This window comes from Paracoccus zeaxanthinifaciens ATCC 21588 (assembly GCF_000420145.1).
Lineage (GTDB): Bacteria > Pseudomonadota > Alphaproteobacteria > Rhodobacterales > Rhodobacteraceae > Paracoccus > Paracoccus zeaxanthinifaciens.
Genome location: NZ_ATUJ01000003.1, coordinates 218,673 through 240,525, shown reverse-complemented (window position 1 = coordinate 240,525; position 21,853 = coordinate 218,673). Strand labels below are relative to the sequence as shown.

At 67.9% G+C, this 21,853-nt stretch carries 23 protein-coding genes; 13 read left to right on the top strand and 10 right to left on the bottom strand.

The window, feature by feature from the left end:
• Nucleotides 1-79: 79 nt before the first annotated feature.
• On the top strand, nucleotides 80-1,114 hold the full coding sequence (locus F804_RS0104450) for a Hint domain-containing protein (protein ID WP_022706546.1): 1,035 nt from the start codon (nucleotides 80-82) through the stop codon (nucleotides 1,112-1,114).
• On the opposite strand, the gene F804_RS0104445 is transcribed toward F804_RS0104450, so the two are convergent.
• Nucleotides 1,115-1,699 carry an NADPH-dependent FMN reductase gene (locus F804_RS0104445; protein WP_022706545.1) on the bottom strand — a complete coding sequence of 195 codons (585 nt, stop codon included), beginning with the start codon at nucleotides 1,697-1,699 and terminating at the stop codon, nucleotides 1,115-1,117. It abuts the gene before it with no gap.
• A gap of 128 nt (nucleotides 1,700-1,827) precedes the next feature.
• Between F804_RS0104445 and cobT the strand changes: the two genes are divergently transcribed.
• Nucleotides 1,828-3,693 (top strand): cobaltochelatase subunit CobT, encoded by a 1,866-nt coding sequence (cobT, locus tag F804_RS0104440; protein ID WP_022706544.1) that lies wholly within the window; start codon nucleotides 1,828-1,830, stop codon nucleotides 3,691-3,693.
• A 4-nt stretch (nucleotides 3,694-3,697) separates the two neighbouring features.
• Here the strand turns inward: cobT and F804_RS0104435 are convergent, their stop codons facing one another.
• Genes F804_RS0104435 through F804_RS0104425 form a run of 3 tightly spaced genes read right to left on the bottom strand, consistent with a single transcriptional unit; the run spans nucleotide 3,698 to nucleotide 7,092 of the window.
• Nucleotides 3,698-5,371 carry a chloride channel protein gene (locus F804_RS0104435; protein ID WP_022706543.1) on the bottom strand — a complete coding sequence of 558 codons (1,674 nt, stop codon included), beginning with the start codon at nucleotides 5,369-5,371 and terminating at the stop codon, nucleotides 3,698-3,700.
• Nucleotides 5,372-5,422: 51 nt separating this feature from the next.
• On the bottom strand, nucleotides 5,423-6,244 hold the full coding sequence (locus F804_RS0104430) for an NAD-dependent epimerase/dehydratase family protein (RefSeq protein ID WP_022706542.1): 822 nt from the start codon (nucleotides 6,242-6,244) through the stop codon (nucleotides 5,423-5,425).
• Nucleotides 6,229-7,092, bottom strand: coding sequence for a glycosyltransferase (locus F804_RS0104425; RefSeq protein WP_022706541.1), 864 nt, complete (start codon nucleotides 7,090-7,092; stop codon nucleotides 6,229-6,231). The genes F804_RS0104430 and F804_RS0104425 overlap by 16 nt, the downstream gene beginning before the upstream one ends.
• Before the next feature lie 160 nt (nucleotides 7,093-7,252).
• Between F804_RS0104425 and F804_RS0104420 the strand changes: the two genes are divergently transcribed.
• The 6 genes from F804_RS0104420 (at nucleotide 7,253) to F804_RS0104395 (ending at nucleotide 13,558) form a co-directional block, all read left to right on the top strand.
• Nucleotides 7,253-7,528 (top strand): hypothetical protein, encoded by a 276-nt coding sequence (locus tag F804_RS0104420; protein WP_022706540.1) that lies wholly within the window; start codon nucleotides 7,253-7,255, stop codon nucleotides 7,526-7,528.
• A gap of 150 nt (nucleotides 7,529-7,678) precedes the next feature.
• A complete protein-coding gene (locus F804_RS0104415; protein WP_022706539.1) occupies nucleotides 7,679-8,476 on the top strand; it encodes a glycoside hydrolase family 25 protein in 798 nt (265 codons plus the stop codon).
• On the top strand, nucleotides 8,449-9,111 hold the full coding sequence (locus F804_RS0104410) for a CPBP family intramembrane glutamic endopeptidase (protein WP_028725611.1): 663 nt from the start codon (nucleotides 8,449-8,451) through the stop codon (nucleotides 9,109-9,111). Before F804_RS0104415 ends, F804_RS0104410 begins: the two co-directional genes overlap by 28 nt.
• A 63-nt stretch (nucleotides 9,112-9,174) precedes the next feature.
• Entirely contained in the window at nucleotides 9,175-10,950 is a 1,776-nt protein-coding gene (gene aspS, locus F804_RS0104405; RefSeq protein ID WP_022706537.1) for an aspartate--tRNA ligase, read from the top strand.
• Nucleotides 10,951-11,015: 65 nt separating this feature from the next.
• Nucleotides 11,016-12,380, top strand: a complete 1,365-nt coding sequence (locus F804_RS0104400; RefSeq protein ID WP_040595686.1) for a DUF1800 domain-containing protein — start codon at nucleotides 11,016-11,018, stop codon at nucleotides 12,378-12,380.
• Complete coding sequence (locus F804_RS0104395) at nucleotides 12,377-13,558, top strand: DUF1501 domain-containing protein (RefSeq protein ID WP_028725609.1); 1,182 nt, start codon at nucleotides 12,377-12,379, stop codon at nucleotides 13,556-13,558. The genes F804_RS0104400 and F804_RS0104395 overlap by 4 nt, the downstream gene beginning before the upstream one ends.
• On the opposite strand, the gene F804_RS0104390 is transcribed toward F804_RS0104395, so the two are convergent.
• Nucleotides 13,555-14,289 (bottom strand): response regulator, encoded by a 735-nt coding sequence (locus F804_RS0104390; protein ID WP_022706534.1) that lies wholly within the window; start codon nucleotides 14,287-14,289, stop codon nucleotides 13,555-13,557. The genes F804_RS0104395 and F804_RS0104390 overlap by 4 nt on opposite strands.
• A 127-nt stretch (nucleotides 14,290-14,416) precedes the next feature.
• Between F804_RS0104390 and mce the strand changes: the two genes are divergently transcribed.
• Together mce and F804_RS0104380 are read left to right on the top strand one after the other, a co-directional pair.
• Nucleotides 14,417-14,821 (top strand): methylmalonyl-CoA epimerase, encoded by a 405-nt coding sequence (mce, locus tag F804_RS0104385; RefSeq protein ID WP_022706533.1) that lies wholly within the window; start codon nucleotides 14,417-14,419, stop codon nucleotides 14,819-14,821.
• Nucleotides 14,821-15,090 (top strand): DUF1467 family protein, encoded by a 270-nt coding sequence (locus tag F804_RS0104380; protein ID WP_022706532.1) that lies wholly within the window; start codon nucleotides 14,821-14,823, stop codon nucleotides 15,088-15,090. Before mce ends, F804_RS0104380 begins: the two co-directional genes overlap by 1 nt.
• Here the strand turns inward: F804_RS0104380 and F804_RS0104375 are convergent.
• From F804_RS0104375 to F804_RS0104365, 3 genes are read right to left on the bottom strand one after another with little or no spacing between them, the layout of a single operon-like run.
• Complete coding sequence (locus tag F804_RS0104375) at nucleotides 15,047-15,772, bottom strand: EI24 domain-containing protein (RefSeq protein WP_022706531.1); 726 nt, start codon at nucleotides 15,770-15,772, stop codon at nucleotides 15,047-15,049. The genes F804_RS0104380 and F804_RS0104375 overlap by 44 nt on opposite strands.
• Complete coding sequence (locus F804_RS0104370; RefSeq protein WP_022706530.1) at nucleotides 15,763-16,332, bottom strand: nitroreductase family protein; 570 nt, start codon at nucleotides 16,330-16,332, stop codon at nucleotides 15,763-15,765. The genes F804_RS0104375 and F804_RS0104370 overlap by 10 nt, the downstream gene beginning before the upstream one ends.
• A 53-nt stretch (nucleotides 16,333-16,385) precedes the next feature.
• Nucleotides 16,386-16,628 carry a hypothetical protein gene (locus F804_RS0104365; RefSeq protein WP_022706529.1) on the bottom strand — a complete coding sequence of 81 codons (243 nt, stop codon included), beginning with the start codon at nucleotides 16,626-16,628 and terminating at the stop codon, nucleotides 16,386-16,388.
• Between the two features lie 136 nt (nucleotides 16,629-16,764).
• On the opposite strand from F804_RS0104365, the gene F804_RS0104360 reads away from it, so the two are divergent.
• The 3 genes from F804_RS0104360 to F804_RS16865 all read left to right on the top strand — a co-directional run bounded on the left by F804_RS0104360 (nucleotide 16,765) and on the right by F804_RS16865 (nucleotide 19,367).
• The gene (locus F804_RS0104360; RefSeq protein WP_028725606.1) at nucleotides 16,765-17,550 is read left to right on the top strand and encodes a M48 family metalloprotease; all 786 of its coding nucleotides are present in this window, start codon (nucleotides 16,765-16,767) and stop codon (nucleotides 17,548-17,550) included.
• Between the two features lie 3 nt (nucleotides 17,551-17,553).
• On the top strand, nucleotides 17,554-18,837 hold the full coding sequence (locus tag F804_RS0104355) for a DUF2254 domain-containing protein (protein ID WP_022706527.1): 1,284 nt from the start codon (nucleotides 17,554-17,556) through the stop codon (nucleotides 18,835-18,837).
• A 155-nt stretch (nucleotides 18,838-18,992) separates the two neighbouring features.
• Nucleotides 18,993-19,367 (top strand): hypothetical protein, encoded by a 375-nt coding sequence (locus F804_RS16865; RefSeq protein WP_022706526.1) that lies wholly within the window; start codon nucleotides 18,993-18,995, stop codon nucleotides 19,365-19,367.
• Between the two features lie 19 nt (nucleotides 19,368-19,386).
• On the opposite strand, the gene ilvN is transcribed toward F804_RS16865, so the two are convergent.
• Both ilvN and F804_RS0104340 read right to left on the bottom strand, forming a co-directional pair.
• A complete protein-coding gene (gene ilvN / locus F804_RS0104345; RefSeq protein WP_022706525.1) occupies nucleotides 19,387-19,947 on the bottom strand; it encodes an acetolactate synthase small subunit in 561 nt (186 codons plus the stop codon).
• A gap of 43 nt (nucleotides 19,948-19,990) precedes the next feature.
• The gene (locus F804_RS0104340; RefSeq protein WP_028725604.1) at nucleotides 19,991-21,745 is read right to left on the bottom strand and encodes an acetolactate synthase 3 large subunit; all 1,755 of its coding nucleotides are present in this window, start codon (nucleotides 21,743-21,745) and stop codon (nucleotides 19,991-19,993) included.
• Between the last annotated feature and the right edge of the window lie 108 nt (nucleotides 21,746-21,853).

Genomic DNA, 21,853 nt, shown 5'->3' with positions numbered 1-21,853 from the left:
TGCCGGGCATCATTTGTTTGATTAGGGCAAGTGTGCCCCCGGCGATTGTCGGGTCTTTCAACGATTGCCCGAGGTTTCGATGCCCTTTCTGACGATCTATGCGCCCGAGGATTTCGTCACCACCCTGCCGGCCGAAAGCGGCGGCGCTGCGGCGGGGTCCGCTCCGTTCAGCATCACGCTGAAAGCGGGTGCCGTCGGGTACACGATCGAGATCGACGATGACGATGATCTGGTGGACGAGGTCGGGACCACGCAGACCTTGGTCGGTGACACGACCATCGGCACGACCACCTATCCGTCGGGAACCACGTTCCATTCGGCGTATGACCTGATCAACACGTCATCGGGTCATCAGGTGACCTCGGTGCATTTCGGCAGTGACGGGTACCAGCAGGGCGCGGTCCAGGGCCTGATCTCGACGATCCCGCTGGAACCCGGCGTCACCTATACGTTCGATTTCGAGCGGACGTCGCATCTTCAGCCCACGAACGATTATTTCGCATATACCGCCTGCCTGACGCGCGGCACCATGCTGCGCACCCCTGCGGGCGAGGTTGCCGTCGAGACGCTGCGCCCGGGCGATCTGGTCGAGACGCTGGATGACGGCCCGCAGCCCCTGCGCCTGATGCTGTCGCGCCGGATCGGGCCGGTCGAGCTTGCGCGCCACGACGATCTGCGCCCCGTGCGCATCGCCGCCGATGCGATGGCGCCGGGGCAGCCCGCCGCCGATCTGCACGTCTCGCCCCAGCACAGGATGCTCGTGCGCTCGCGCGTCGCCGCGCGGATGTTCGGCGGGCCCGAGGTGCTGGTCGCCGCACGCAAGCTGACCGAACTGCCGGGCATCGACAGTGACGAGCGGGCGACCGAGGTCGAGTATTTCCACCTCGTCTTCGACGATCACCAGGTGGTCTTCGCGAACGGCGCCCCGACCGAGAGTTTCTACCCCGGCCCGATGGGCCTTGCGGCATTGTCGCCCGAAGCCCGGGCCGAGTTCGAGGCCGTCTTTCCCGATTTCGGCGGCATGCGTCCCGCGCGCCCGATCCCTCCGGGGGGCAGGCAGCGCGGGCTGGTCAGGCGGCATGCAAGGAACGGCAGGCCGCTGAACGAGGGCTGATCAGGAAGCCCGTGCCGTCTTGGTGGCCTTCGCCCACCACGTCAGATCCTCCAGCAGCGCATCCAGCGACCCCTGCAGGTGATCCTCGATCGCGCTCATCGGGGCGTCGTCGCCCATGGGCGACACCTTCATGAAGTCGCCGCCGCCGATATGGACGGCGCTGTTCAGCGGCACCATCTGCAGCTCGACCGCGATCTGGCGCAGATGCTCGACCGCGCGCGCGGCGCCCACGCCGCCATATCCGACGGCGGCCATCGGCTTGCGGTTCCATTCGACATAGGCCTGGTCCAGCGCGTTCTTCAGCGCCCCGGTGATCGAGTGGTTGTATTCCGCGACCAGGAACACGAACCCGTCGAAGCCTTCCAGCTTCTGCTGCCATGCGACGACCCTCGGATCCTCGGACGGGGCGAAGCGGTTCGATGCCTTCTCGTTGAAGAAGGGCAGGTCCTGATCACGCAGGTCCACCAGTTCGAAGTCCAGATCGGCATGGCCCTTCACCTTGTCCATCAGCCATGCGGCGGGCTTGTCGGCAAAGCGGGTGTCGCGGGTCGAGCCGATGATGACGGCGATGCGTGGTTTCTGCATGGTCTCCTCCTGGGGTGTTGTCCATTCCGGGACCAATGCGCGGGGAATGTCGGGGGTTGCAGGGCAGGGGGTCGCATCCTTGCGCAGACCTCTTGCGACCCGCGCGCGGCGGTGGTCTATTCCCAGCCATGAAAAAGTCCGACAACCCCGCCGATCCGTTCAAGAAGGCCCTGTCCGAGGCGACCCGGACGCTGGCCGACGACCGAGAGCTGAACATCACCTTCAGCGCCGATCCCTCGGGGGTGGCGGGCGACACGATGCGCCTGCCGCAGATCAGCCGCCGCCTCAGCCGAGAGGAGATCCTGATCGCCCGTGGCACGGCCGACGCGCTGGCCATGCGGATGCGCCATCACGACGCGGCGACCCATGCCAGGTTCGCCCCCGACGGCCCCATGGCCCGCGAATTGTACGAGGCGCTGGAAACCGCCCGCTGCGAGGCGTTGGGCGCGCGCGACATGCCGGGCGCGCTGTCGAATATCGACGTCAAGATCGGCGCCGAGGCCGACAAGAAGGGCTATTCCCAGATCTCGCAGCCTGCCGATGCGCCGCTGTCGGTCGCGGCCGGGTACCTGCTGCGCCAGGCCGCCACGCGCCGCCCCCTGCCGCCCGGTGCGCAGAACGTGGCCGACCTGTGGCGCCCCTTCATCGAGAGCCAGGCGGGCGCGGCCCTTGCCGATGTGGACGAGGCCCTGTCGGACCAGGCCGAGTTCGCGCGGCTGGCGCGCCGGATCATCCACGATCTGGGTTATGGCGACCAGCTGGGCGAAGATCCCGACCAGCCCGAGGACGACGAATCCGAGGAGAACGCCGAGCAGGACGAGGAGGCCGGCGACAACCAGTCCCGCGACGAGGACGACAGCGACGAGGCCGATGCCAGCCCCGAGCGCAGCCAGGAACAGCAGCAGGACGAACGCCAGGCGCAGGTCAGCATGGACGAATCCTCGGAGGACGAGATGTCCGACGAGGCCGAGATGCCCGATGCCGACACCCCGCCCGACCAGCCGCCCCCCGTCAGCGACGCCGATCCCGGCTACAAGGTCTTTGCCCAGAACTGGGACGAGGAGATCCGCGCCGAGGATCTGGCCGATCCCGCCGAACTGGAACGGCTGCGCGCCTATCTGGACAAGCAGCTGGACCCGCTGCGCGGTGCCGTCAGCCGCCTTGCCAACAAGCTGCAGCGCAGGCTTCAGGCCCAGCAGAACCGCAGCTGGGAATTCGACCGCGAGGAGGGCGTGCTGGATGCGGGCCGCCTTGCGCGCGTCGTCGCGAACCCGACCATGCCGCTGTCCTTCAAGATCGAGAAGGACACCGAGTTCCGCGACACGGTCGTCACGCTGCTGATCGACAATTCGGGGTCGATGCGGGGACGCCCCATCAGCATCGCGGCCATCTGCGCCGACGTGCTGGCGCGGACGCTGGAACGTTGCAACGTCAAGGTCGAGATCCTGGGCTTCACCACCCGCGCCTGGAAGGGCGGCCAATCGCGCGAGGCGTGGCTGGCCTCGGGGCGGCCTGCCACGCCGGGTCGCCTGAACGACCTGCGCCACATCATCTACAAGTCCGCCGACGCGCCCTGGCGTCGCGTGCGGCCCAATCTGGGCCTGATGATGAAGGAGGGCCTGCTGAAGGAGAATATCGACGGCGAGGCGCTGGAATGGGCGCATCGCCGCATGGCCAAGCGGTCCGAGGCACGCAAGATCCTGATGGTCATTTCCGACGGGGCGCCGGTCGATGACAGCACGCTGTCGGTGAACGCGGCCAATTACCTCGAACGCCACCTGCGCGACGTGATCGCCATGATCGAACGTCGCCGCGCGGTCGAGCTGCTGGCCATCGGCATCGGCCATGACGTGACGCGCTATTACGAACGCGCGGTCACGATCACCGATGCCGAGCAGCTGGCGGGCGCGATCACGGAACAGCTGGCCTCGCTGTTCGACGCCGATCCGCGCAAGCGGGCGCGGGTGATGGGCATGGCCTCGCAGCGGCGCTGAGGGGTCAGCCGTGTTCCTCGGCGGCGGTGTCGCACAGGGCCTGGTTGAAGGCCCGCAGCGCATCGACGTGATGGACGACGCCCACGATCCGCAGCGGGCCGTCCTCATCCCCCGGCGCGGGGTCCGCGACGACCGGCAGGAAGGCCGAACCCTCGCGCTCGAACCGGGCCAGCGCCACGTCCAGGCGGCTGCCTTCGGGCAAAGACAGGCCCTGTTCGGCAAGATTGCGCAGCAGGTCGGGCGAAGGTGCGCCCGCGCCGTCCGGGGCCCGCATCACGGGGGTGATCCGCAGCTGGCGGGGCAGCCAGTCCTGCGGCCCCTCGGCCAGGCGGATGCCGCGCCGTTCCAGCTGCGTCAGGAAGAACGACCGCTTGACCAGCCGCGATGCCAGCGCCGAGCTGAGCGAGACCGAGGTCATCACCGCCAGCCCCGTCTGCCAGTCGCCCGTCAGTTCGAACACGATCAGCGCGGTCGATATGGGGGCGCCCAGCACGGCGGCGCCCACCGCGCCCATGCCCGCGAAGGCATAGATGTTCACCTCGCCCGAATACTCGGGCGCGATCGAGGTGGCGATGATCCCGAAGGCCAGCCCCGTCAGCGACCCCATCACCAGCGCGGGCGAGAAGACGCCCCCGCCCATGCGCCCGCCAAGCGTGATCGCGACGGCGACGGCCTTGACGACCGCGAAGACCAGCGCCTCGGTCAGGCCGATGCGGCCCGACAGGGCGGCGGCGGTGGTCTCGTATCCGACGCCGATGATATGCGGAAAGGGGATCGCGATCAGCCCGAGCGCCAGCCCCGCCAAGGCCGGGCGTGCCCAACGCGGCCAGCCCAGCCGCGCCATCGCCCGCGCGGCCAGCCGGTCCGCCCCGAAGATCCCGCGCATCATCGCCGCCGCGACCAGCCCCGCGATCAGCCCAAGCGCCATGAAGGCCGGCAGCTCGACATAGAAGGCCAGGTCCACGGCCTCGTTCAGGCGAAACTCGGTCAGGCCGCCGAATTGCAGGCGGTTGATGACGGTGCCCGCCACGGCGGAAATCGCGATGGGCGCGAAGGCGTGGACGGCGAAATGGCGCAGCACGATCTCGTGGGCGAACAGCGCCCCCGCGATGGGCGCGTTGAAGCTGGCGGCGACCGCGCCCGCCACGGCGCAGCCCAGCAGCTCGCGGCCCGTGATCGGGCTGGCCTTGATGCGGTCCGCCACGCTGGTCGAGATGACGCCCGCCAGGTGGACGACCGGCCCCTCGCGGCCAGAACTGCCCCCGGTGCCAAGCGTGATCAGCGATGCCAGCGCCGAGGCCAGCCCCTCGCGCTTCTCGACGCGGCCGCCATCCAGCGCGGCCCCCTCGATCACGTCCGAGACCGACCTGACGCGCCCGTCCGGCGTGAACCGGTTGAGGATCAGCCCGACGGCAAGGCCGCCGAGGCAGGGCACGACCAGCACCCAGTACCAGGGCAGGCTGCCCGCCGTGCTGGCCAGCGTCAGGTCGTCCGCACCATAGATCGCGCGTTGCAGCGCCGAGATGCCCAGCCGGAAGCCCAATGCCGCGACGCCCGCGCCGATCCCGATCAGCAGGGCCAGCACCCAGAACTGCAGCTGGCTGGGGCCGCGATCGCGCATGATGTGCATGGCGCGTCGCATCCTGCGGCGCAGCGGGCGAAGCAGGCGGGCGGGCATGGTCGGTCGTGTCCTGTCTGGCATGGTGGGGCCTTCCGTCGCCCAAGCCGATCACAGATTCGTGGCAGCGTCCAGAAGGCGCGGGATTTCGCGGCGCAACCCGTCCAGTCCGCGTGGCCGCCAGCCCGCATGGCGCAGGAATGCGCAGTCGAGAACCCTCAGCGCCTCCGCATCGGCGGCATCGGGCAGCGGCAGGTCGCGGTCCAGCACCTCGTTCACCATGCCCAGCAGGACGCGGCGGTCCAGCGCGATGTCGCTGGCATTGACGGTGGCGGGCGGGCGGGGGTGATCCAGCAGCAGGATCAGGGCGGCGGCAAGATCCTCGGCGTGAAGCTCGGTTCCGATGCGGGGCGCGACGGGGCGCTGCGCAAGGTGGTCGCGAAACAGCGCGGTCCATTTCATCGCGGGACCCGGCCCGTAGATGCCCGTCGCGCGGATCGCGCAGCCCGTCAGCGGCAGGCCGGTCAGATGCTCCTCGGCGCGGGCCTTCACCTCGCCATAGAGGCTGGTCGGGCGGGCAGGCAGGTCGTCGGGCAGCAGCCCCGCCGGATGGCCGTCATGGACCGCCCGCGACGACAGGAACAGCACGCGCCCGACGCCCGCCCGTGCGGCATCGTCGAACAGACGCCTGCTGCCGTCCAGATTGGCCGCGACGAAGCCCTGCGGATCGTCGCCCTCGCCGCCGCGATATCGGCCGGGCGCATGGGCGAAGGCGCAATGGACCAGCGCGTCCTGCCCCCTCAGCAACGCGGGCAGGCCCAGCCGCCAGCCGCTGTCGCGGTCCAGCACCGTCACCGCGTGACCCGCCGCCAGCAGCGCACGGTGGGCAAAGCTTCCGACGATGCCGCGGGCCCCGGTCAGCGCGACCCGCATCGGGCCCCCGGCGCGGGCATCCCTGACAGGTCGGGCATCGGGCCGCCATCCGCGATCTGGCGCCACAGGTCGATCAGCGGGCGCAGCCGGTCGGCCTTGTCGTGATCCTGCCACGGTTTCTCGTACTGGAAATGCAGGACGCGGATATGGTCCCAGCTCCACAGCTCGGGCATGGCGAACCAGGCGTATTGCAGCATGTTGTGATGCACCGACAGCCCGTGCCAGTCGGGAAAGAAGTCCTGCAGGAAGGTCTGGTCCGTGCGCCGCCAGAAGATGCCGGGCCGGTCCAGATGCGCCATCATTGCGGCGAATGTCGCGGGATCGGGTCGCGCCGTGAAGATGCCCGAGTTCATGCGGTGGAACCCGTCCAGCCCGTCATAGACATTGGGCGCGGCGCAGAATTCCGGCATCCCGAACAGCTTGTCGATATTGCGCAGCACGATCGCGTCCGCATCGACGAAGACGACGCGGCAATAGTCCAGCTGCCACAGCCGCAGCTTGATGAAATTGTCCAGCGGCGTGTGGAAATCGGGCTTGCCGCCCTTGGTGAAGGCCGCGCGGGCATGCAGCGCATCGCGGGCATGCGTCCGGTCGAATTCCTGCGAGGTGGGCAGCAGCTGCGCCCGGACCGTCCTTGCGCCAAGCGCGCGCAGTGATGCCAGCGCGTCCACGGGCAGGTCGCGGTGCAGCACGACCATGTCGGCCTGCGATCCGAGCAGCCGCAGGGATCGCAGCAGCGCCAGCGCCCCCGGCAGATAGGCCTCGTTGCTGACCAGCGTGACATAGGCGCGATCGCTGCGGGCGGGGCCGTCGGGGATCAGTCCATCGGGCAGGGGCGTTGGGGTCATCCGTTGTCCTTGCATCGCTGCGGGCATGGTTCGGGTCGCGCCAAGATGTGACAGCATGCGCGCCCGCGGCCAAGCCCCGATACGTTCCGTCGCAGGCGGGGCGCGGGAACCGCCCGGTTCAGGCGGCGTTGGCTTGCCAAGCAATCGAAGGGTGTTCCCGATGTCCTACAACAACGAAGAACCGCCGCAGGCCGCGCGGCGTCACAAGCCCGCGGTCATCGCCATCGTGGCGATGCTGGCGGTCGTCCTGATCCTGACGCTGATCATGCGTCCCGGCACCGAGGAGTCCGAGGATACCGGCATCGCGACCACCGCGCCCCCCGCCGAGACCCCGGTCGAGGATGCCGAGGGGAACGGCGACGCGCCGACGCCCACCGCCGTCCCCGAGGACGGCGATCCCGATGCGGGCGATGCCGCGCCCGAGCCTTCGAACTGACCATCGGCGGGCCCCCGCGGGCCTGCCTCAACTGACGAGTTCGTGATCCCCGCCCTGCCATGACAAGTCCTCACGCATTTGAGATAACCGACCGAACCGGCGCGTCATGCGCCGGACAAACTCTGGATCGGGAAAGAGGTCGGGGCAGGGATGAAAACCTTCGGAAAACTGTTGATCGCATGTCTGGCGCTGTCGCTGGCGGTGTCATGCGCGCGAACGCCGCCAAGCGGCGGCGGGTATCGCAACGCACCGGGACCGGGCGCGAATTCGCAGCTGGGCGACCGCGCGCCGCACGACTGGGACTATGCCGCACCCTATGGGCACCAAGTCCACGGGATCGACATTTCCCGCTGGCAGGGCGATATCGACTGGAACCGCGTGCGCGGGGCGGGGATCAGCTTCGCCTTCATCAAGGCGACCGAGGGCGGGGACCATCTGGACCCGAACTTCCACCGCTACTGGCGCGAGGCGGGGCAGGCGCGCATCCCGCGCGGGGCCTATCACTTCTACTATTTCTGCCGCTCGGGCGCGGAAAACGCGGCGTGGTTCATCCGCAACGTCCCGCGCGAGGCCGGTTCGCTTCCGCCCGTGCTGGACATGGAATGGTCGCATTCGAAGACCTGCCCGCGCCGTCCCTCGGCATCCGAGATCAAGCGCGAGGCCGAGGTGTTCCTGCAGATCGTGGGACGTCACTACGGGCAACGGCCCATCATCTATACCACGGTGGATTTCTACCGTGACAACCGGATGGGCGACATGCGTGCCGAGTTCTGGCTGCGCTCTGTCGCCAATCACCCCAGCCGGATCTATCCGGGTCAGCGTTGGGGCTTCTGGCAATATACCGGCACCGGGATCGTCCCGGGCATCAAGGGCGATGTCGATCTGAACGCCTTTGCCGGTTCCGCAACGGATTGGGCAAGATGGTTGCAGACACGAATGGTGCGGTAGTCACGCATCGCTGGCTGAGGATGGAGTTCACGGCGCTCTATTTCGGGGCGCCGCTGACCATGGCGGTCTTCCTGCCGCCCGGGCGCCTGTTCCAGGCGCTTGCGCTGTTCAGCCTTGCGGGCATCGCCCTTCTGTACGTGACCGGCGGCTTCCAGTGGCGGACCCTGATCCGCGGCTGGCGCCGCCTTCCCTGGCTGGAGATCGGGGGCATATCGCTGGCGACGCTGCTGGCGGGCTGGGCGATCCTTGCGACGCTGCAGCCCGACGCGCTGTTCTCGCTGATCCGCCAGCGCCCCGAATTCCTGCCCTTCATCTGGGTCTTCTATCCGCTTCTGTCGGCCCTGCCGCAGGAGCTGATCTTCCGCCCCCTGTTCTTCCATCGCTATGGCGCGATCCTGCCCGAGGGGCAGGCCGCGATCGCGCTGAACGCGGCGGTCTTTGCCTTTGCCCACCTGATGTACTGGTCGCTGATCGTGGCCGTGATGACCTTCGTCGGGGGCTGGATCTTCGGGCGCGCCTATCTGCGTCATGGCTTCCCTTCGGCCTGGGTGCTGCATGCGGTGGCGGGGAACGTGCTGTTCGCGGTGGGGATGGGGGCCTATTTCTATACCGGCAACGTGGTGCGGCCCTTCTGAGCGGTTGACTTCCAGCCTTTGGCGCTGTTCATGCGGGGGCTGAACAAACCCGAAGGACCGACCATGCACGCCTATCGCAGCCATACCTGCGGCGATCTGACTGCCGCCAACGCCGGTGAAACCATCCGCCTTTCGGGCTGGGTGCATCGTGTGCGCGACCATGGCGGCGTCCTGTTCGTCGATCTTCGCGACCATTACGGCATGACGCAGGTTCTGGCCGACAGCGACAGCCCCGCCTTCGCCGCGATGGAAAAGCTGCGCGCCGAAACCGTCATCCGCATCGACGGCCGCGTGAAGCTGCGCGACGCCAGCCTCGTGAACCCCAAGCTGCCCACCGGCGAGATCGAGGTCTATGCGACCGATCTGGAGGTGCTGGGCGCCGCGGACGAGCTGCCGCTGCCGGTCTTCGGCGATCAGGATTACCCGGAGGAAACGCGCCTTGCGTACCGCTTCCTCGACCTGCGCCGCGAGAGCCTGCACAACAACATCATGCTGCGCAGCCAGGTGATCCGCTCGATCCGCAACCGCATGTGGGATCAGGGCTTCACCGAATTCCAGACGCCGATCATCACGGCCAGCAGCCCCGAGGGCGCGCGCGACTTCCTGGTGCCCTCGCGTCTGCATCCGGGCAAGTTCTATGCCCTGCCGCAGGCCCCGCAGCAGTTCAAGCAGCTGATCATGGTCGCGGGCTTCGACAAGTATTTCCAGATCGCGCCCTGCTTCCGGGACGAGGATCCGCGCGCCGACCGCAGCCCGACCGACTTCTACCAGCTGGACCTGGAAATGTCCTTCGTGGACCAGGAGGACGTCTTCGCCTCGATCCAGCCGGTCGTGCAGGGCCTGTTCGAGGAATTCGGCAAGGGCCGCAAGGTCGATACCGAATGGCCGCGCATCCCCTATGCCGAGGCCATGCTGAAATACGGCAGCGACAAGCCCGACCTGCGCAACCCGATCGAGATGCAGATCGTCAGCGAGCATTTCCGCGGTTCGGGCTTCGCGATCTTCGCCAAGCTGCTGGAACAGGACGGCACCGAGGTCCGCGCCATTCCCGCGCCGACCGGCGGCAGCCGCAAGTTCGCCGACCGCATGAACGCCTTCGCGCAATCGCAGGGCCTGCCCGGCATGGGCTATATCCTGTGGCGCAAGGACGATAACGGCCAGATCGAGGCCGCAGGCCCCGTCGCCAAGAATATCGGCCCCGAGCGGACCGAGGCGATCCGTCAGCAGCTGGGTCTGGGCATCGGCGACGCCGCGTTCTTCCTTGGCGGCAAGCCCGAGGCGTTCGAGGGTGTCGCGGGCCGCGCCCGCAACGAGATCGGCCGCGAGCTGGGCCTGACCGACGAGAACCAGTTCAAGTTCGCCTGGATCGTCGATTTCCCGATGTACGAGAAGGACGACGAGGGCAAGATCGACTTCAGCCACAACCCGTTCAGCATGCCGCAGGGCGGTCTGGACGCGCTGAACGGCGATCCGCTGGCGGTCAAGGGCTATCAGTACGACTTGGCCTGCAACGGCTACGAGCTGATCTCGGGCGCGATCCGGAACCACAAGCCCGAGATCATGTTCAAGGCGTTCGAACTGGCCGGTTACGGCGCTGACGAGGTCGAGAAGCGCTTTGGCGGCATGGTCAAGGCGTTCCGCTATGGCGCGCCCCCGCACGGCGGCTGCGCGGCCGGTATCGACCGGATCGTGATGCTGCTGGCGGATGAACAGAACATCCGCGAGGTCATCATGTTCCCGATGAACCAGCGCGCCGAGGACCTGATGATGGGTGCCCCGTCCGAACCCACCAACGAGCAGATGCGCGAGCTTCGCCTGCGCGCCCTGCCGAAAGAGTGATCTGACAGGCGGGCCCCCTTCGTGCGATGTTGCCGCAAGGCAGCATTCACGACGGGGCCCGCCGCATGATACCTTTCGACCAGCTTGCCGCCATCCGGCTGGGCTTCGGCCTGTCGCCGCGGCAGGCTCTGCCCGACACGCCACAGGCGCTGATGGCCGAGCTTGCGGCCTCGACCCGCGCGGGCGAACTGACCACCGATCATGTCAGCACGATCATCGCCGAGGGCCGTGATCTGCGCCGCGCGTTCCGCAATGGCGATGCGGCGGCCAAGGAGCCTCTTCGCGTCCATCGCAGGCAGGCGCGGCAGCGTTTCCACGCCGCATTCCGCGAACGCGTCGCGCGCGCCGTCGACGCGCCCTCGGGGCTGGGAGAGCGGCTGGTCTGGTTCTGGGCCGACCATTTCACCGTCGAAGGGGCCGACATCTACCAGGATCTTCTGTGCGAGACCTTCGTGGACGAGGCGATCCGCCCGCATGTGAACGGTCGCTTCGCCCAGATGATGTTCAAGGCCGAGACCCATCCCGCGATGCTGCGATACCTGGACCAGGTGCGCTCGGTCGGGCCGGGCAGCGCGCTGGCCCGTAGGCGTCCGGCCAAGGGCTTCGGCCTGAACGAGAACCTTGCCCGCGAGATGCTGGAGCTGCACAGCCTGGGCGTCGGCGCCGATTACAGCCAGCGCGACATCGAGCAACTGGCCGAGTTGCTGGCGGGCCTGTTCTATGGCCCCAAGCAGGAAAAGCTGTTCCTGCCCGCCCGTTCGGAACCCGGCCCCGAGACGGTCCTGGGCGTCGAATACGGCACCGAGGGTCGCGGTCGCCTGCAGGACATCCGCGCGGTGATCGACGACCTGGCGGTCCATCCCGCGACGGCGGCGCATCTTGCGCGCAAGATGGCGGTGCATTTCGTGTCGGACGATCCGCCCACGGGGCTGACCGACAGGCTGGCCGCAGCCTATCTTGAAAGCGATGGTGCGCTTGCGGCCATGAACCGCGTGCTGGTGCGCGCGCCGGAACTGCGGGACGGTTTCCGCGCGAAGATGCGCCAGCCCTCCGATTATATCGTGGCGGGGCTGCGGGCCCTGGGGCTGACGGGCGACGATATCCGCGCGCTGGACGACCGCCAGACGCGGGTGAACCTGATCGAGCCGCTGAAGCTGATGGGCCAGCCCTGGGGCGTGCCGGGCGGGCCGGACGGCTGGCCCGAGGACGCTGCCGCCTGGGCCACGCCTCAGGGGTTGGCCGCGCGCATCAACTGGTCGATGGCCACGCCCCGCCGCCTGCTGGACCGCTTGCCGGACCCCCGCGACTTCGCGGCGACCGCGCTTGGCGACACCGCGTCCGAGCCGCTGGCATGGGCGGTTCCCAAGGCCGAAAGCCGGGTTGAGGGCGTGGGCATCGTGCTCGCCTCGGCCGATTTCAACCGGAGATGAGACCGATGGATCGCCGCCTTTTCCTCAGGCATGCCGCGCTGATCGGCTGTTCCGCCGCCGCCAGCCCGCTGATCACGCCGATGGCCTTCGCCTCGGCCCCCGGTGACAACCGGCTGGTCGTCATCGTGCTTCGCGGTGCGATGGACGGGCTGGACGCGTTCCAGCCCTATGGCGATCCCGACCTTGCTGGGCTGCGCAGGACGATTTCCTTGGGGCCGGATCACGGGGCCCTGGATCTGGACGGTTTCTTCGCGCTGCACCCGGCGCTGTCGGGGCTGATGCCGCTGTGGCAGGCGGGGCAGCTGGCCTTCGCGCCCGCCGTCTCGACGCCCTATCGTGACAAGCGCAGCCATTTCGACGGACAGGACATGCTCGAGGCGGGGACGGGCACCGATGCCCCGATCCGCAACCAGACCGACGGCTGGCTGAACCGCCTGCTGCAGCAGATGCCCGACCAGTCGTCGCAGACCGCCTATGCCGTCGGAGGAGAGCGGATGCGCATCCTCGACGGGGCCGCCGACAGCATGAGCTGGTCGCCGCGTTCGACGCTGAACCTGTCGCCGCAGGCCGAGCGGCTGCTGGCCCATGTCTATCACGACGATCCGTTGCTGCGACATTCCAGCGAACAGGCCATCGCCATCGCCGAAGGGTTGTCGCCCGACATCCTGTCCGAGGGGCGCATGTCCGAGCATCTGGAGCTGGCCCGGTTCACCGCCGACCGCCTCAACCGCGAGACGCGGATCGCGACCTTCTCGATCTCGGGGTGGGACACGCATGCGGCGCAGGCCAACACGCTGAAACGGGCGCTGACCCAGCTGTCCGAGGCCATCCTGACCCTGCGCGACGAGCTGGGCCGCAACTGGGACACGACGACCGTGATGGCGATGACCGAGTTCGGTCGCACCGCGCGCGAGAACGGGTCCGCCGGCACCGATCACGGCACGGGTGGGGCGATGCTGGTGGCGGGCGGCGCCGTCTGTGGCGGTCGCGTGCTTGGCGAATGGCCGGGCCTCGCCGAGGGGGACCTCTATGCCGGGCGGGACCTGATGCCCGTCCGCGACATCCGCGCGTATGCCGCCTGGGCCATGCACCAGAAGTTCGGCATCGCGAAATCCACGTTGGAGGGCGCGATCTTCCCCGGGCTGGACATGGGCGGCGACCCGCGTCTGCTGGCCTAGAAGCCCGCCACGCGGTCCAGCCGGTCCTGCACCATGCCGCTGATCCGCACGAGGTCGCTTGCCACCGCGTTCCCCGCCATGTGGTCGCGCGCAAGTTCGGACGCGGCCTGTTCCAGCGCACCGTCGCGTGCCGAACGCGCGACGCTGGCAAGGAAGCGCGCGATATAGTCGATCGAGCCGGTGTCCCGCGCCGAGGACAGCACTTCGGCCACGTGGTTCAGGTCGTCGCGCAGGCCCGATTCGTCAGGCTGCACCACCTCGGTCGGCAGGGCGCGGGGGGCCATGCGCGACATTTCCGGCGGCATTGCCCGAAGGATCGTCTGCTGGAAAACCGCAAGGCTTTCGACCGGCTTGGCAAGGAACCCGTCGGCCCCCGCGCCGATGGCGGTATCGCGCCCGTCGGGATCGCCCGACATGCCGAGGATGACCGGAATGCGCGGCTCGGCCGCGGTCAGCGTGGCGATCAGGTCGGCGCCGTTCCCGTCGGGCAGCCCCAGGTCGACGATGGCCACCATCGGGCTGTAGCTGCGCAGATGGCGCGCGGCCGATCGCAGGCAATCCGCGCGCCTGATCCGCGCGCCTGATCGCAGGCACAGAAGGCGCACGGCCTCGCTCGCGAATCTCGAATCCTCGATCACCAGCACGGTCAGGCCCGTCAGCGGGCGGTCGGGCTGCATCAGCCGCCATTTCGGCAAGGGCTGGGCGGTGTCGGCCTTCTGTTCCGTCAGCATGTCGCAATCCCCCTTGGGCTTCTTCGTCCGGACTAGCAAGGGAATCGCTAAGGATCGGTTAATCGCGCAGCTTTTCCTTTCACCCATCCGCCGTTCGCCCTAGTAATCGGTGCAAACGGAGGATGAGATGATCGGTCGCCTGAACCATGTCGCCATCGCGGTGCCGGACCTCGACGCTGCCGCCGCGCAATACCGCAACACCCTTGGTGCCAAGGTCGGCGCCCCGCAGGACGAACCCGATCACGGCGTCACCGTGATCTTCATCGAACTGCCCAACACCAAGGTCGAGCTGCTGCATCCGCTTGGGCAGGACAGCCCCATCCAAGGCTTTCTGGACAAGAACCCCTCGGGGGGGATCCATCACATGTGCTTCGAGGTCGAGGACATCATCGAGGCCCGCGACCGCCTGAAATCCGAAGGCGCCCGCGTCCTCGGCACCGGAGAGCCGAAGATCGGCGCCCATGGCAAGCCGGTGCTGTTCCTGCACCCCAAGGATTTCAACGGCTGCCTGATCGAACTGGAGCAGGTCTGATGAACCTGACCGGCGGCATCGTCCTGTTCACCGTCCTGTGGTTCCTGACCCTGTTCGTCGTCATGCCCATCGGGCAGCGCAGCCAGGCCGATGACGGAGAGATCGTTCCCGGCACCCATGCAGGCGCCCCCTCGGGCACCCCCTGGCGGCGCAAGCTGATCGTGACGACCCTGATCGCGGGCGCGATCTGGGCCGTCATCGCGGGGGTGATCCTGGGCGGGTTCGTCACCCGCGCGGATATCTCGAACCTGGACGCGCTGATCCGCTGACCATGTGGAACAGATGCGTGAACGACGCCGCCGCCAGCAGCGGGACGGCGATGTTCACGACCGGGATCGACAGCGCGATCGCCGTCAGCACGCCCGTCACGGTGACCGCGACCCCGCGGCTGCGGCGCAGCGCGTGGGCGTCCTGGTCGGACAGGTGACGGCGCGCGGCCATCTGGAAGAACTCTCGTCCCAGAAGCCAGCCATTCGCACCGAAGAACAGCACCGGCGCCAGAGGCCCAAGGAACGGCGTCAGGATCAGCGACAGCACCGCGACGCCAAGCACCGCCGCCATCACGGCCAGCGATTCCAGCAGCCCGTCCAGGAAATCGGGCGAGGCCCCCTGCCTGCGGGGATAGTGCATCCTCTCGACCGCGGCGGCGACGTTTTCGGCGAACAGCCCCGAGAAGCCCGCCGCGACCGGTGCCATCAGGAAGATCCCCATGACCGGCAGCAGCGCAAGCGAGGTCCAGGACAGCGCCTGCCCCAGGTCCAGCGTCCCGATCCAGGGCAGCGTCAGCCCGCCCGGCAGCCAGATCCGGATCGCCCAGAAGATCGCGGCCTGCAGCGCGACGAACAGCAGCAGGGTCAGCGCGATGCCCAGGATCACCAGCTTCAGGACCGAGGGGCGCAGCAGGTCGGCCCACCCCCTCAGCATGGCCCGGACGGGCAGGGTCACAGCCATGTGGTGATCGCGTCGATGTCGGGGCGGGGTCGTTCGGGCGGCGTGCTGCCGCGCGTGCCGATATGGATCAGCCCCGCGATCCGTTCCTGCGGCCCGACGCCCAGATGCGTGCGCCCGAAATCGTGGTTCAGCGCCGCGAAGCCCGTCAGCCAGCACGCCCCCCAACCCGAGGCCAGCGCCGCGTTGACCAGCCCGAGGCACAGCGCGCCCGCCGACAGCTCCTGTTCCCAGGCGGGCACCTTGGGGCTGTCCTTGGGGCTGAAGACGACCGCGACCACGACGGGCGATGCCAAGGCCGAGGCCGCCTTGTCGGCCTGCGCCGGATCCTGGCCATCCGCCAGCACCGCGTCGCGCAGCAGGGGCGCCAGCATGTCCAGACGCTCGCGACCCAAGACGACGAAGCGCCAGGGTTCCAGCTTGCCGTGATCGGGCACGCGGGCGGCAAGGGTCAGCAGGTCCTGCAGGGCCGCCCGGTCGGGGCCGGGGGCGGTCAGCAGCTTGGGGGGGTGGGAACGGCGCGTCGCCAGGAATTCCAGCGCGGCCTCGTTGCGTTCGGGCATGGCATTCTCCTTCGCGGGATCTGTCGCCGATCGCGGTTTGGGCCGCAAGGGCGCTATTCCCGCTCCAGCCGGTAATTCCCCTCGGGCAGGTTCAGCGCCAGCCGCAATTCGGACAGTTGCTGCATGGTGAAGGTGACGCGCACCACCTCCGAGCCGTCATGGCTCATCTGTTCGACCACCACGCGGTCGTCGAAATTCAGGATGACGACATCCTCGTTCAGGGGGCGGGTATTCGGCTCGGCCTCGTCGATCAGGGTGATGACGGTCGCGTCGAAGTCATGCTCGATGGTGAACATCCGATTCTCCTTTGGCCTGACTGCGACAATTGCGCGTCGGGGTCGCGGCGGCAAGCGCGCGGTCTTGCTGACCTGAGGCGCGGCAAGGTAGGTTGGGCGCAACAGGCGCGTTCGGACAGCGAAGGACAGGGCGGCGATGGGCAAGACGTGGGCAAGGGGATGGATGCGGGCCGCGATGGCGCTGGCCGCGCTGGCGGTCGCGGGCTGCGCCCAAGGGCCGGTGACGCCCGCCATCACCCAGTCGCCCGCCGCGCAGACGCCGCCCGCGCCGGTGGTCCTGCCCGCGCCCAGCAGCCGCCATGACGGCACCCCGCAGGGCGCGGCCCGCAGCTTCATGCAGGTCATGTCGCGGATGGAGCCCGCGGTCGAACGCGAATGCGTCGAGCGTCGCAGCCGCGCGATCAACTGCGATTTTGCCTTCGTCGTGGACGACCGCGCCGGGCTGGAGCCCAACGCATACCAGACCGTCGACCGCACGGGTCGTCCGGTCGTGGGCTTCACCCTGTCGCTGATCGCGCAGACGCAGAACCCCGACGAGATCGCCTTCGTCGTCGGCCACGAGGCCGCGCACCACATCCTCGACCACCTGGACCGCAAGAGCGGGGCCGCGACGGCGGCGGCGGTGGTACTGGGCTCGCTCGCCTCGGCCTATGGCGGCGACACCGCCGCGATCGAGCGCGCGCAGTCCATCGGCGCATCGGTCGGGGCCCGCTACTACAGCAAGGAGTGGGAGCTGGAGGCCGATTACCTGGGCGCGATCATCACGATGAACGCGGGCTATAACCCGCTGACGGGGGCGGGGCTGTTCACGCGCATCCCCGATCCGGGGAACCACGTCCTTGGGACGCACCCGTCGCGGGCGCAGCGCATCACGCAGGTCCAGCGCGCGGTCGCGGACGTGCAGGCCGGACGCGCGCGCTGACGGATGGCTGAACATGGCAGCGTCGGCAGGATAAGGTTCCAGCTGCGGCAGCTGCTGCGCAAGCTGTGGGTCAGGGTCAGCTGCTTTGCCGCACTCGGTTTGGGAACGGCGATCGCGGGCTGGGCGCTGCGCGGGGCCATTCCCGACGACCTTGCGGGCTGGATCGGCGCGGATGCCATCGGGACGATCCTGCAGATCATCGCCTCGTCCATGCTGACGGTCACGACCTTCTCGCTGTCGATCCTGACGGCGGCCTATGCCACGGCCAGCAGCGGCACCACCCCGCGATCCGTGCGCCTGATCGCGCAGGACGGGGTCAGCCAGACGGTGCTGGCGACCTTCATCGGGGCCTTCGTCTTCAGCCTTGTCGGGCTGATCATGCTGCAGACCAAGCTGTATGGCGAAGGCGGGCGCGTCATCCTGTTCCTCGTGACGCTGATCGTGATTCTGGTCGTCATCGTGTCGCTGCTGCGCTGGATCGACCGCCTGGCGACACTGGGCCTGGTCGGCGATACCGTCACCCGAGTCGAGGAGGCGACGGCCAACGCGCTGGAACGGCGTCTGAAATCGCCCTGGATGGGGGCGAACCCCCTGCGCGGCGCCCCCCCGCCCGAGGCGGCGGCCCTGCATCCCGACCGTGTGGGGCATGTCCAGAACTGCGACATGCAGGCGCTGTCGGACCTGGCGGGCGAACATGATCTCCGCATCTATCTTGCCGCGATACCGGGCGATCTGGCGCATCCCGCGCAGCCGGTCTGCCATGTGGTCGGGCGCATCGACGACGCCGTCGCGGGCGATCTGCGCGACTGCTTCACGCTGGCGGCCGAGCGCAGCTTCGACCAGGATCCGGGCTTCGGCTTCCGCGTCCTGTCCGAGGTCGCGCAGCGCGCGCTGTCGCCTGCCGTCAACGATCCGGGCACGGCCGAGGTCGTGCTGACGCGGATGCTGCGCATCCTGTCGCCCTGGACCGGACAGGTCAGGCCCGATGTCAGTTTCCCGCGGCTCTATTCACCCGGGCTGGACCCTGCGGCGCTGCTGGGCGACAGCCTGCGCCCGATCATGCGCGACGGTGCAGGGGTGGCGCAGGTCCATCTTGCGATCCAGCGGATGCTTCACATGCTGCTGCTGCAGAACCCCGAGGTCTTTGCCGGACCCGTGCGTGACCTTGCCGCCGAATCGCTTCTTCTGGCCGATGCGCATGTCGCGCTGGACAGCGAAAAGGCCCGCATCAGGGCGCTGAGCGATCAAATGATGCACGATTTGGATTTGGTTGTGGTTACTGGGTGACAGCGCAACCAGCGAGTGAAAAAATCTCCCGATAACTTGAGAAAACTCTAGCTAATCGGCGGAAACCTGCTTTAGTCGGCAAAGATTTGCACAAAATCACCGCCCGCTGATCGAAATCAGGTAACCGGGGCAGGCGATAAGAAGAAAGGACGACCATGATCGGGGTTGTCGTATGGAGCTGCGCCTCTCGGGAAAAGGCGATCATCTGGTGCGAGGATCAGGCAAACCTCGCCTATCTGGAAGGCACCGCGGGGCTTGCCGAGGCGATGCGCTGGCCCGAAGCCGGCGACCTGGTCGAGCTGGAGACGCGCACCAAGGGTGAACTGCGCCACGCCTTCGACCTGCGCATGCTGTCCGAGAAGAGCTGCCCGGAACTGCCCGAGCTGCTGGCCGCCGCCGACGGAGCACCGTCACGCCCCCAGCACCTTCGCGTGGTCTCGTCGCAGCCGGGATCGCGCGAAACACCGGAAAATCGTGCCAAGAAACAGAAACCGGCCTTCGCATGGCCGCGTAGCGGCGCCGCCTGCTAAGGGCAGCGCCGAACGGCGTTCAGGCGCCGCGGGCCAATGCGGCCACGCCCGTGCGGGCCATGTCGATCAGGCCCAGGGGGCGCATCAGGTCGGCGAATGCATCCAGCTTGCTGGGCGCGCCCGACAGCTCGAAGACGAAGCTTTCCAGCGTCGAATCCACCACGTTCGCCCGGAAGATCTCGGCGATGCGCAGCGCCTCGACGCGCTTGTCGCCCTGGCCCTGCACCTTGAACAGGCCCAGCTCTCGTTCGACCGAAGGCCCCTCGACCGTCAGGTCGTGAACGTCGTGTACGACCACGATACGGCCCAGCTGAGCCTTGATCTGTTCGATGACCGAAGGAGTTCCGCGCGTCACCACCGTGATCCGCGAACGGTGGCCCGCATGGTCCACCTCGGCCACGGTCAGGCTGTCGATGTTGTAGCCGCGCCCCGAGAACAGGCCGATCACGCGCGCCAGCACGCCGGGCTCGTTCTCGACCATGATGGCCAGGGTGTGGCTTTCCTCGGTCTGGGCATGCGGGTCGCGCAGGTCATAGGCCGAATGGCTCGACATGCCCTTTTGGATGTTCAGTGCGTTCATATCATTGCCCTGTTGGAGATGTCTGGAAGGGGGGCGGGGCCGGTCAGACCAGCACCGCACCCTCGGATTCGATGACGCCCTGCGTCTCGGCCTCGCCCAGAAGCATCTCGTTATGCGGCTTGCCCGACGGGATCATGGGGAAGCAGTTCTCGTGCTTCTCGACCAGCACGTCCAGGATGAACGGACCGTCATAGTCGATCATCTGCTGGATCGCGTCGTCCAGGTCGGCGGGGTCGCGGACCTGCGCGCCCTTGCAGCCGAAGGCCTCGGCCAGCTTGACGAAATCGGGCAGGCTGTCGGACCACGATTGGCTGTAGCGTTCGCCGTGCAGCAGCTGCTGCCATTGGCGGACCATGCCCAGACGTTCGTTGTTCAGGATGAACTGCTTGACCGGCAGGCGGAACTGGACCGCCGTGCCCATCTCCTGCATGTTCATCAGCCAGCTCGCATCGCCCGCGACGTTCACGACCAGCGCGTCGGGATGGGCCATCTGCACGCCGATGCTGGCGGGCAGGCCATAGCCCATCGTGCCCAAGCCGCCCGAGGTCATCCAGCGGTTGGGCTCGTCGAAGTCGAGATATTGCGCGGCCCACATCTGGTGCTGGCCCACCTCGGTCGTGACATAGCGGTCGCGCCCCTTGGTCAGTGCCTCCAGGCGCTGCAGCGCGTGCTGCGGCTTGATGATCGTGTCGCTCGGGCGATAGAACAGGCAGTTCTTGGCCTTCCAGCCCTCGATCTGCGCCCACCACTGCTTCAGCCCCGCGGTGTTGACCTTGCGGCCCCGCGATTTCCAGACCTTCAGCACGTCTTCCAGGACATGGCCCACATCGCCGATGATCGGCACGTCGGCCCGGATCACCTTGTTGATGCTGCTGGGGTCGATGTCGATATGCGCCTTGATCGAGCCGGGGCTGAAATCGGCCACGCGGCCCGTGATGCGGTCGTCGAAGCGGGCGCCGACATTGATCATCAGATCGCAGCCATGCATCGCCAGGTTCGCCTCGTACAGGCCGTGCATCCCCAGCATCCCCAGCCAGCCCTTGCCCGATGCCGGATAGGCGCCGAGGCCCATCAGCGTCGAGGTGACGGGGAAGCCGGTCGCGTCGGCCAGTTCGCGCAGCAGCTGGCTGGCGGCGGGGCCGGAATTGATCACGCCGCCGCCGGTATAGAAGATCGGGCGCTCGGCCTGTTCGATCAGCTCGACCAGGCGGGTGATCTGGGCCAGATCGCCCTTGCGCACCGGCTGATAGGACCCGGTATCGGTCTGCTTCGGCCCGGCATAGCTGCCGGTGGCGAACTGCACGTCCTTGGGAATGTCGATCAGGACCGGACCGGGCCGCCCCGAGGTCGCCACATGGAAGCCCTTGTGGATCGTCTCGGCCAGCTTGTCGGTGTCCTTGACCAGCCAGTTGTGCTTGGTGCAGGGGCGGGTGATGCCGACGGTATCGGCCTCCTGGAAGCCATCCGTGCCGATCATGAAGGTCGGGACCTGGCCCGACAGGACCACCAGCGGAATGCTGTCCAGCAGCGCATCGGTCAGGCCGGTGACGGCATTCGTCGCGCCCGGCCCCGAGGTGACGAGCACGACGCCCGGCTTGCCCGTCGCCCGGGCATAGCCTTCGGCCATGTGGACCGCGCCCTGTTCGTGGCGGACCAGCACATGGGTGATGTCGTTCTGCTGGAAGATCTCGTCATAGATCGGTAGCACAGCCCCGCCCGGATAGCCGAATACGGTATCGACGCCCTGATCGCGCAGCGCTTCGACAACCATTCTTGCACCCGTCATCATTCGGGACATGTTCTTGCTCCACTTTCGTCCAGATCCCGCCGCAGGCTGGAAAATTCCGCCACGGCGTCGGCGCAAACTAGGGGGGCTTCAGAACGGGGTCAATGGGGTCGCGCGGTT

Coding starts and splice junctions, on each gene's coding strand:
- cobT (WP_022706544.1), top strand. CDS start 1,828: ATGAAAAAGTCCGACAACCCCGCCGATCCGTTCAAGAAGGCCCTGTCC.
- F804_RS0104355 (WP_022706527.1), top strand. CDS start 17,554: ATGGCTGAACATGGCAGCGTCGGCAGGATAAGGTTCCAGCTGCGGCAG.
- F804_RS0104410 (WP_028725611.1), top strand. CDS start 8,449: ATGGTTGCAGACACGAATGGTGCGGTAGTCACGCATCGCTGGCTGAGG.
- F804_RS0104395 (WP_028725609.1), top strand. CDS start 12,377: ATGAGACCGATGGATCGCCGCCTTTTCCTCAGGCATGCCGCGCTGATC.
- F804_RS0104375 (WP_022706531.1), bottom strand. CDS start 15,772: ATGGCTGTGACCCTGCCCGTCCGGGCCATGCTGAGGGGGTGGGCCGAC.
- F804_RS0104420 (WP_022706540.1), top strand. CDS start 7,253: ATGTCCTACAACAACGAAGAACCGCCGCAGGCCGCGCGGCGTCACAAG.
- F804_RS0104380 (WP_022706532.1), top strand. CDS start 14,821: ATGAACCTGACCGGCGGCATCGTCCTGTTCACCGTCCTGTGGTTCCTG.
- aspS (WP_022706537.1), top strand. CDS start 9,175: ATGCACGCCTATCGCAGCCATACCTGCGGCGATCTGACTGCCGCCAAC.
- F804_RS0104370 (WP_022706530.1), bottom strand. CDS start 16,332: ATGCCCGAACGCAACGAGGCCGCGCTGGAATTCCTGGCGACGCGCCGT.
- F804_RS16865 (WP_022706526.1), top strand. CDS start 18,993: ATGATCGGGGTTGTCGTATGGAGCTGCGCCTCTCGGGAAAAGGCGATC.
- F804_RS0104340 (WP_028725604.1), bottom strand. CDS start 21,745: ATGTCCCGAATGATGACGGGTGCAAGAATGGTTGTCGAAGCGCTGCGC.
- F804_RS0104390 (WP_022706534.1), bottom strand. CDS start 14,289: ATGCTGACGGAACAGAAGGCCGACACCGCCCAGCCCTTGCCGAAATGG.
- F804_RS0104415 (WP_022706539.1), top strand. CDS start 7,679: ATGAAAACCTTCGGAAAACTGTTGATCGCATGTCTGGCGCTGTCGCTG.
- mce (WP_022706533.1), top strand. CDS start 14,417: ATGATCGGTCGCCTGAACCATGTCGCCATCGCGGTGCCGGACCTCGAC.
- F804_RS0104425 (WP_022706541.1), bottom strand. CDS start 7,092: ATGACCCCAACGCCCCTGCCCGATGGACTGATCCCCGACGGCCCCGCC.
- F804_RS0104360 (WP_028725606.1), top strand. CDS start 16,765: ATGGGCAAGACGTGGGCAAGGGGATGGATGCGGGCCGCGATGGCGCTG.
- F804_RS0104450 (WP_022706546.1), top strand. CDS start 80: ATGCCCTTTCTGACGATCTATGCGCCCGAGGATTTCGTCACCACCCTG.
- F804_RS0104365 (WP_022706529.1), bottom strand. CDS start 16,628: ATGTTCACCATCGAGCATGACTTCGACGCGACCGTCATCACCCTGATC.
- F804_RS0104445 (WP_022706545.1), bottom strand. CDS start 1,699: ATGCAGAAACCACGCATCGCCGTCATCATCGGCTCGACCCGCGACACC.
- F804_RS0104400 (WP_040595686.1), top strand. CDS start 11,016: ATGATACCTTTCGACCAGCTTGCCGCCATCCGGCTGGGCTTCGGCCTG.
- F804_RS0104435 (WP_022706543.1), bottom strand. CDS start 5,371: ATGCCCGCCCGCCTGCTTCGCCCGCTGCGCCGCAGGATGCGACGCGCC.
- F804_RS0104430 (WP_022706542.1), bottom strand. CDS start 6,244: ATGCGGGTCGCGCTGACCGGGGCCCGCGGCATCGTCGGAAGCTTTGCC.
- ilvN (WP_022706525.1), bottom strand. CDS start 19,947: ATGAACGCACTGAACATCCAAAAGGGCATGTCGAGCCATTCGGCCTAT.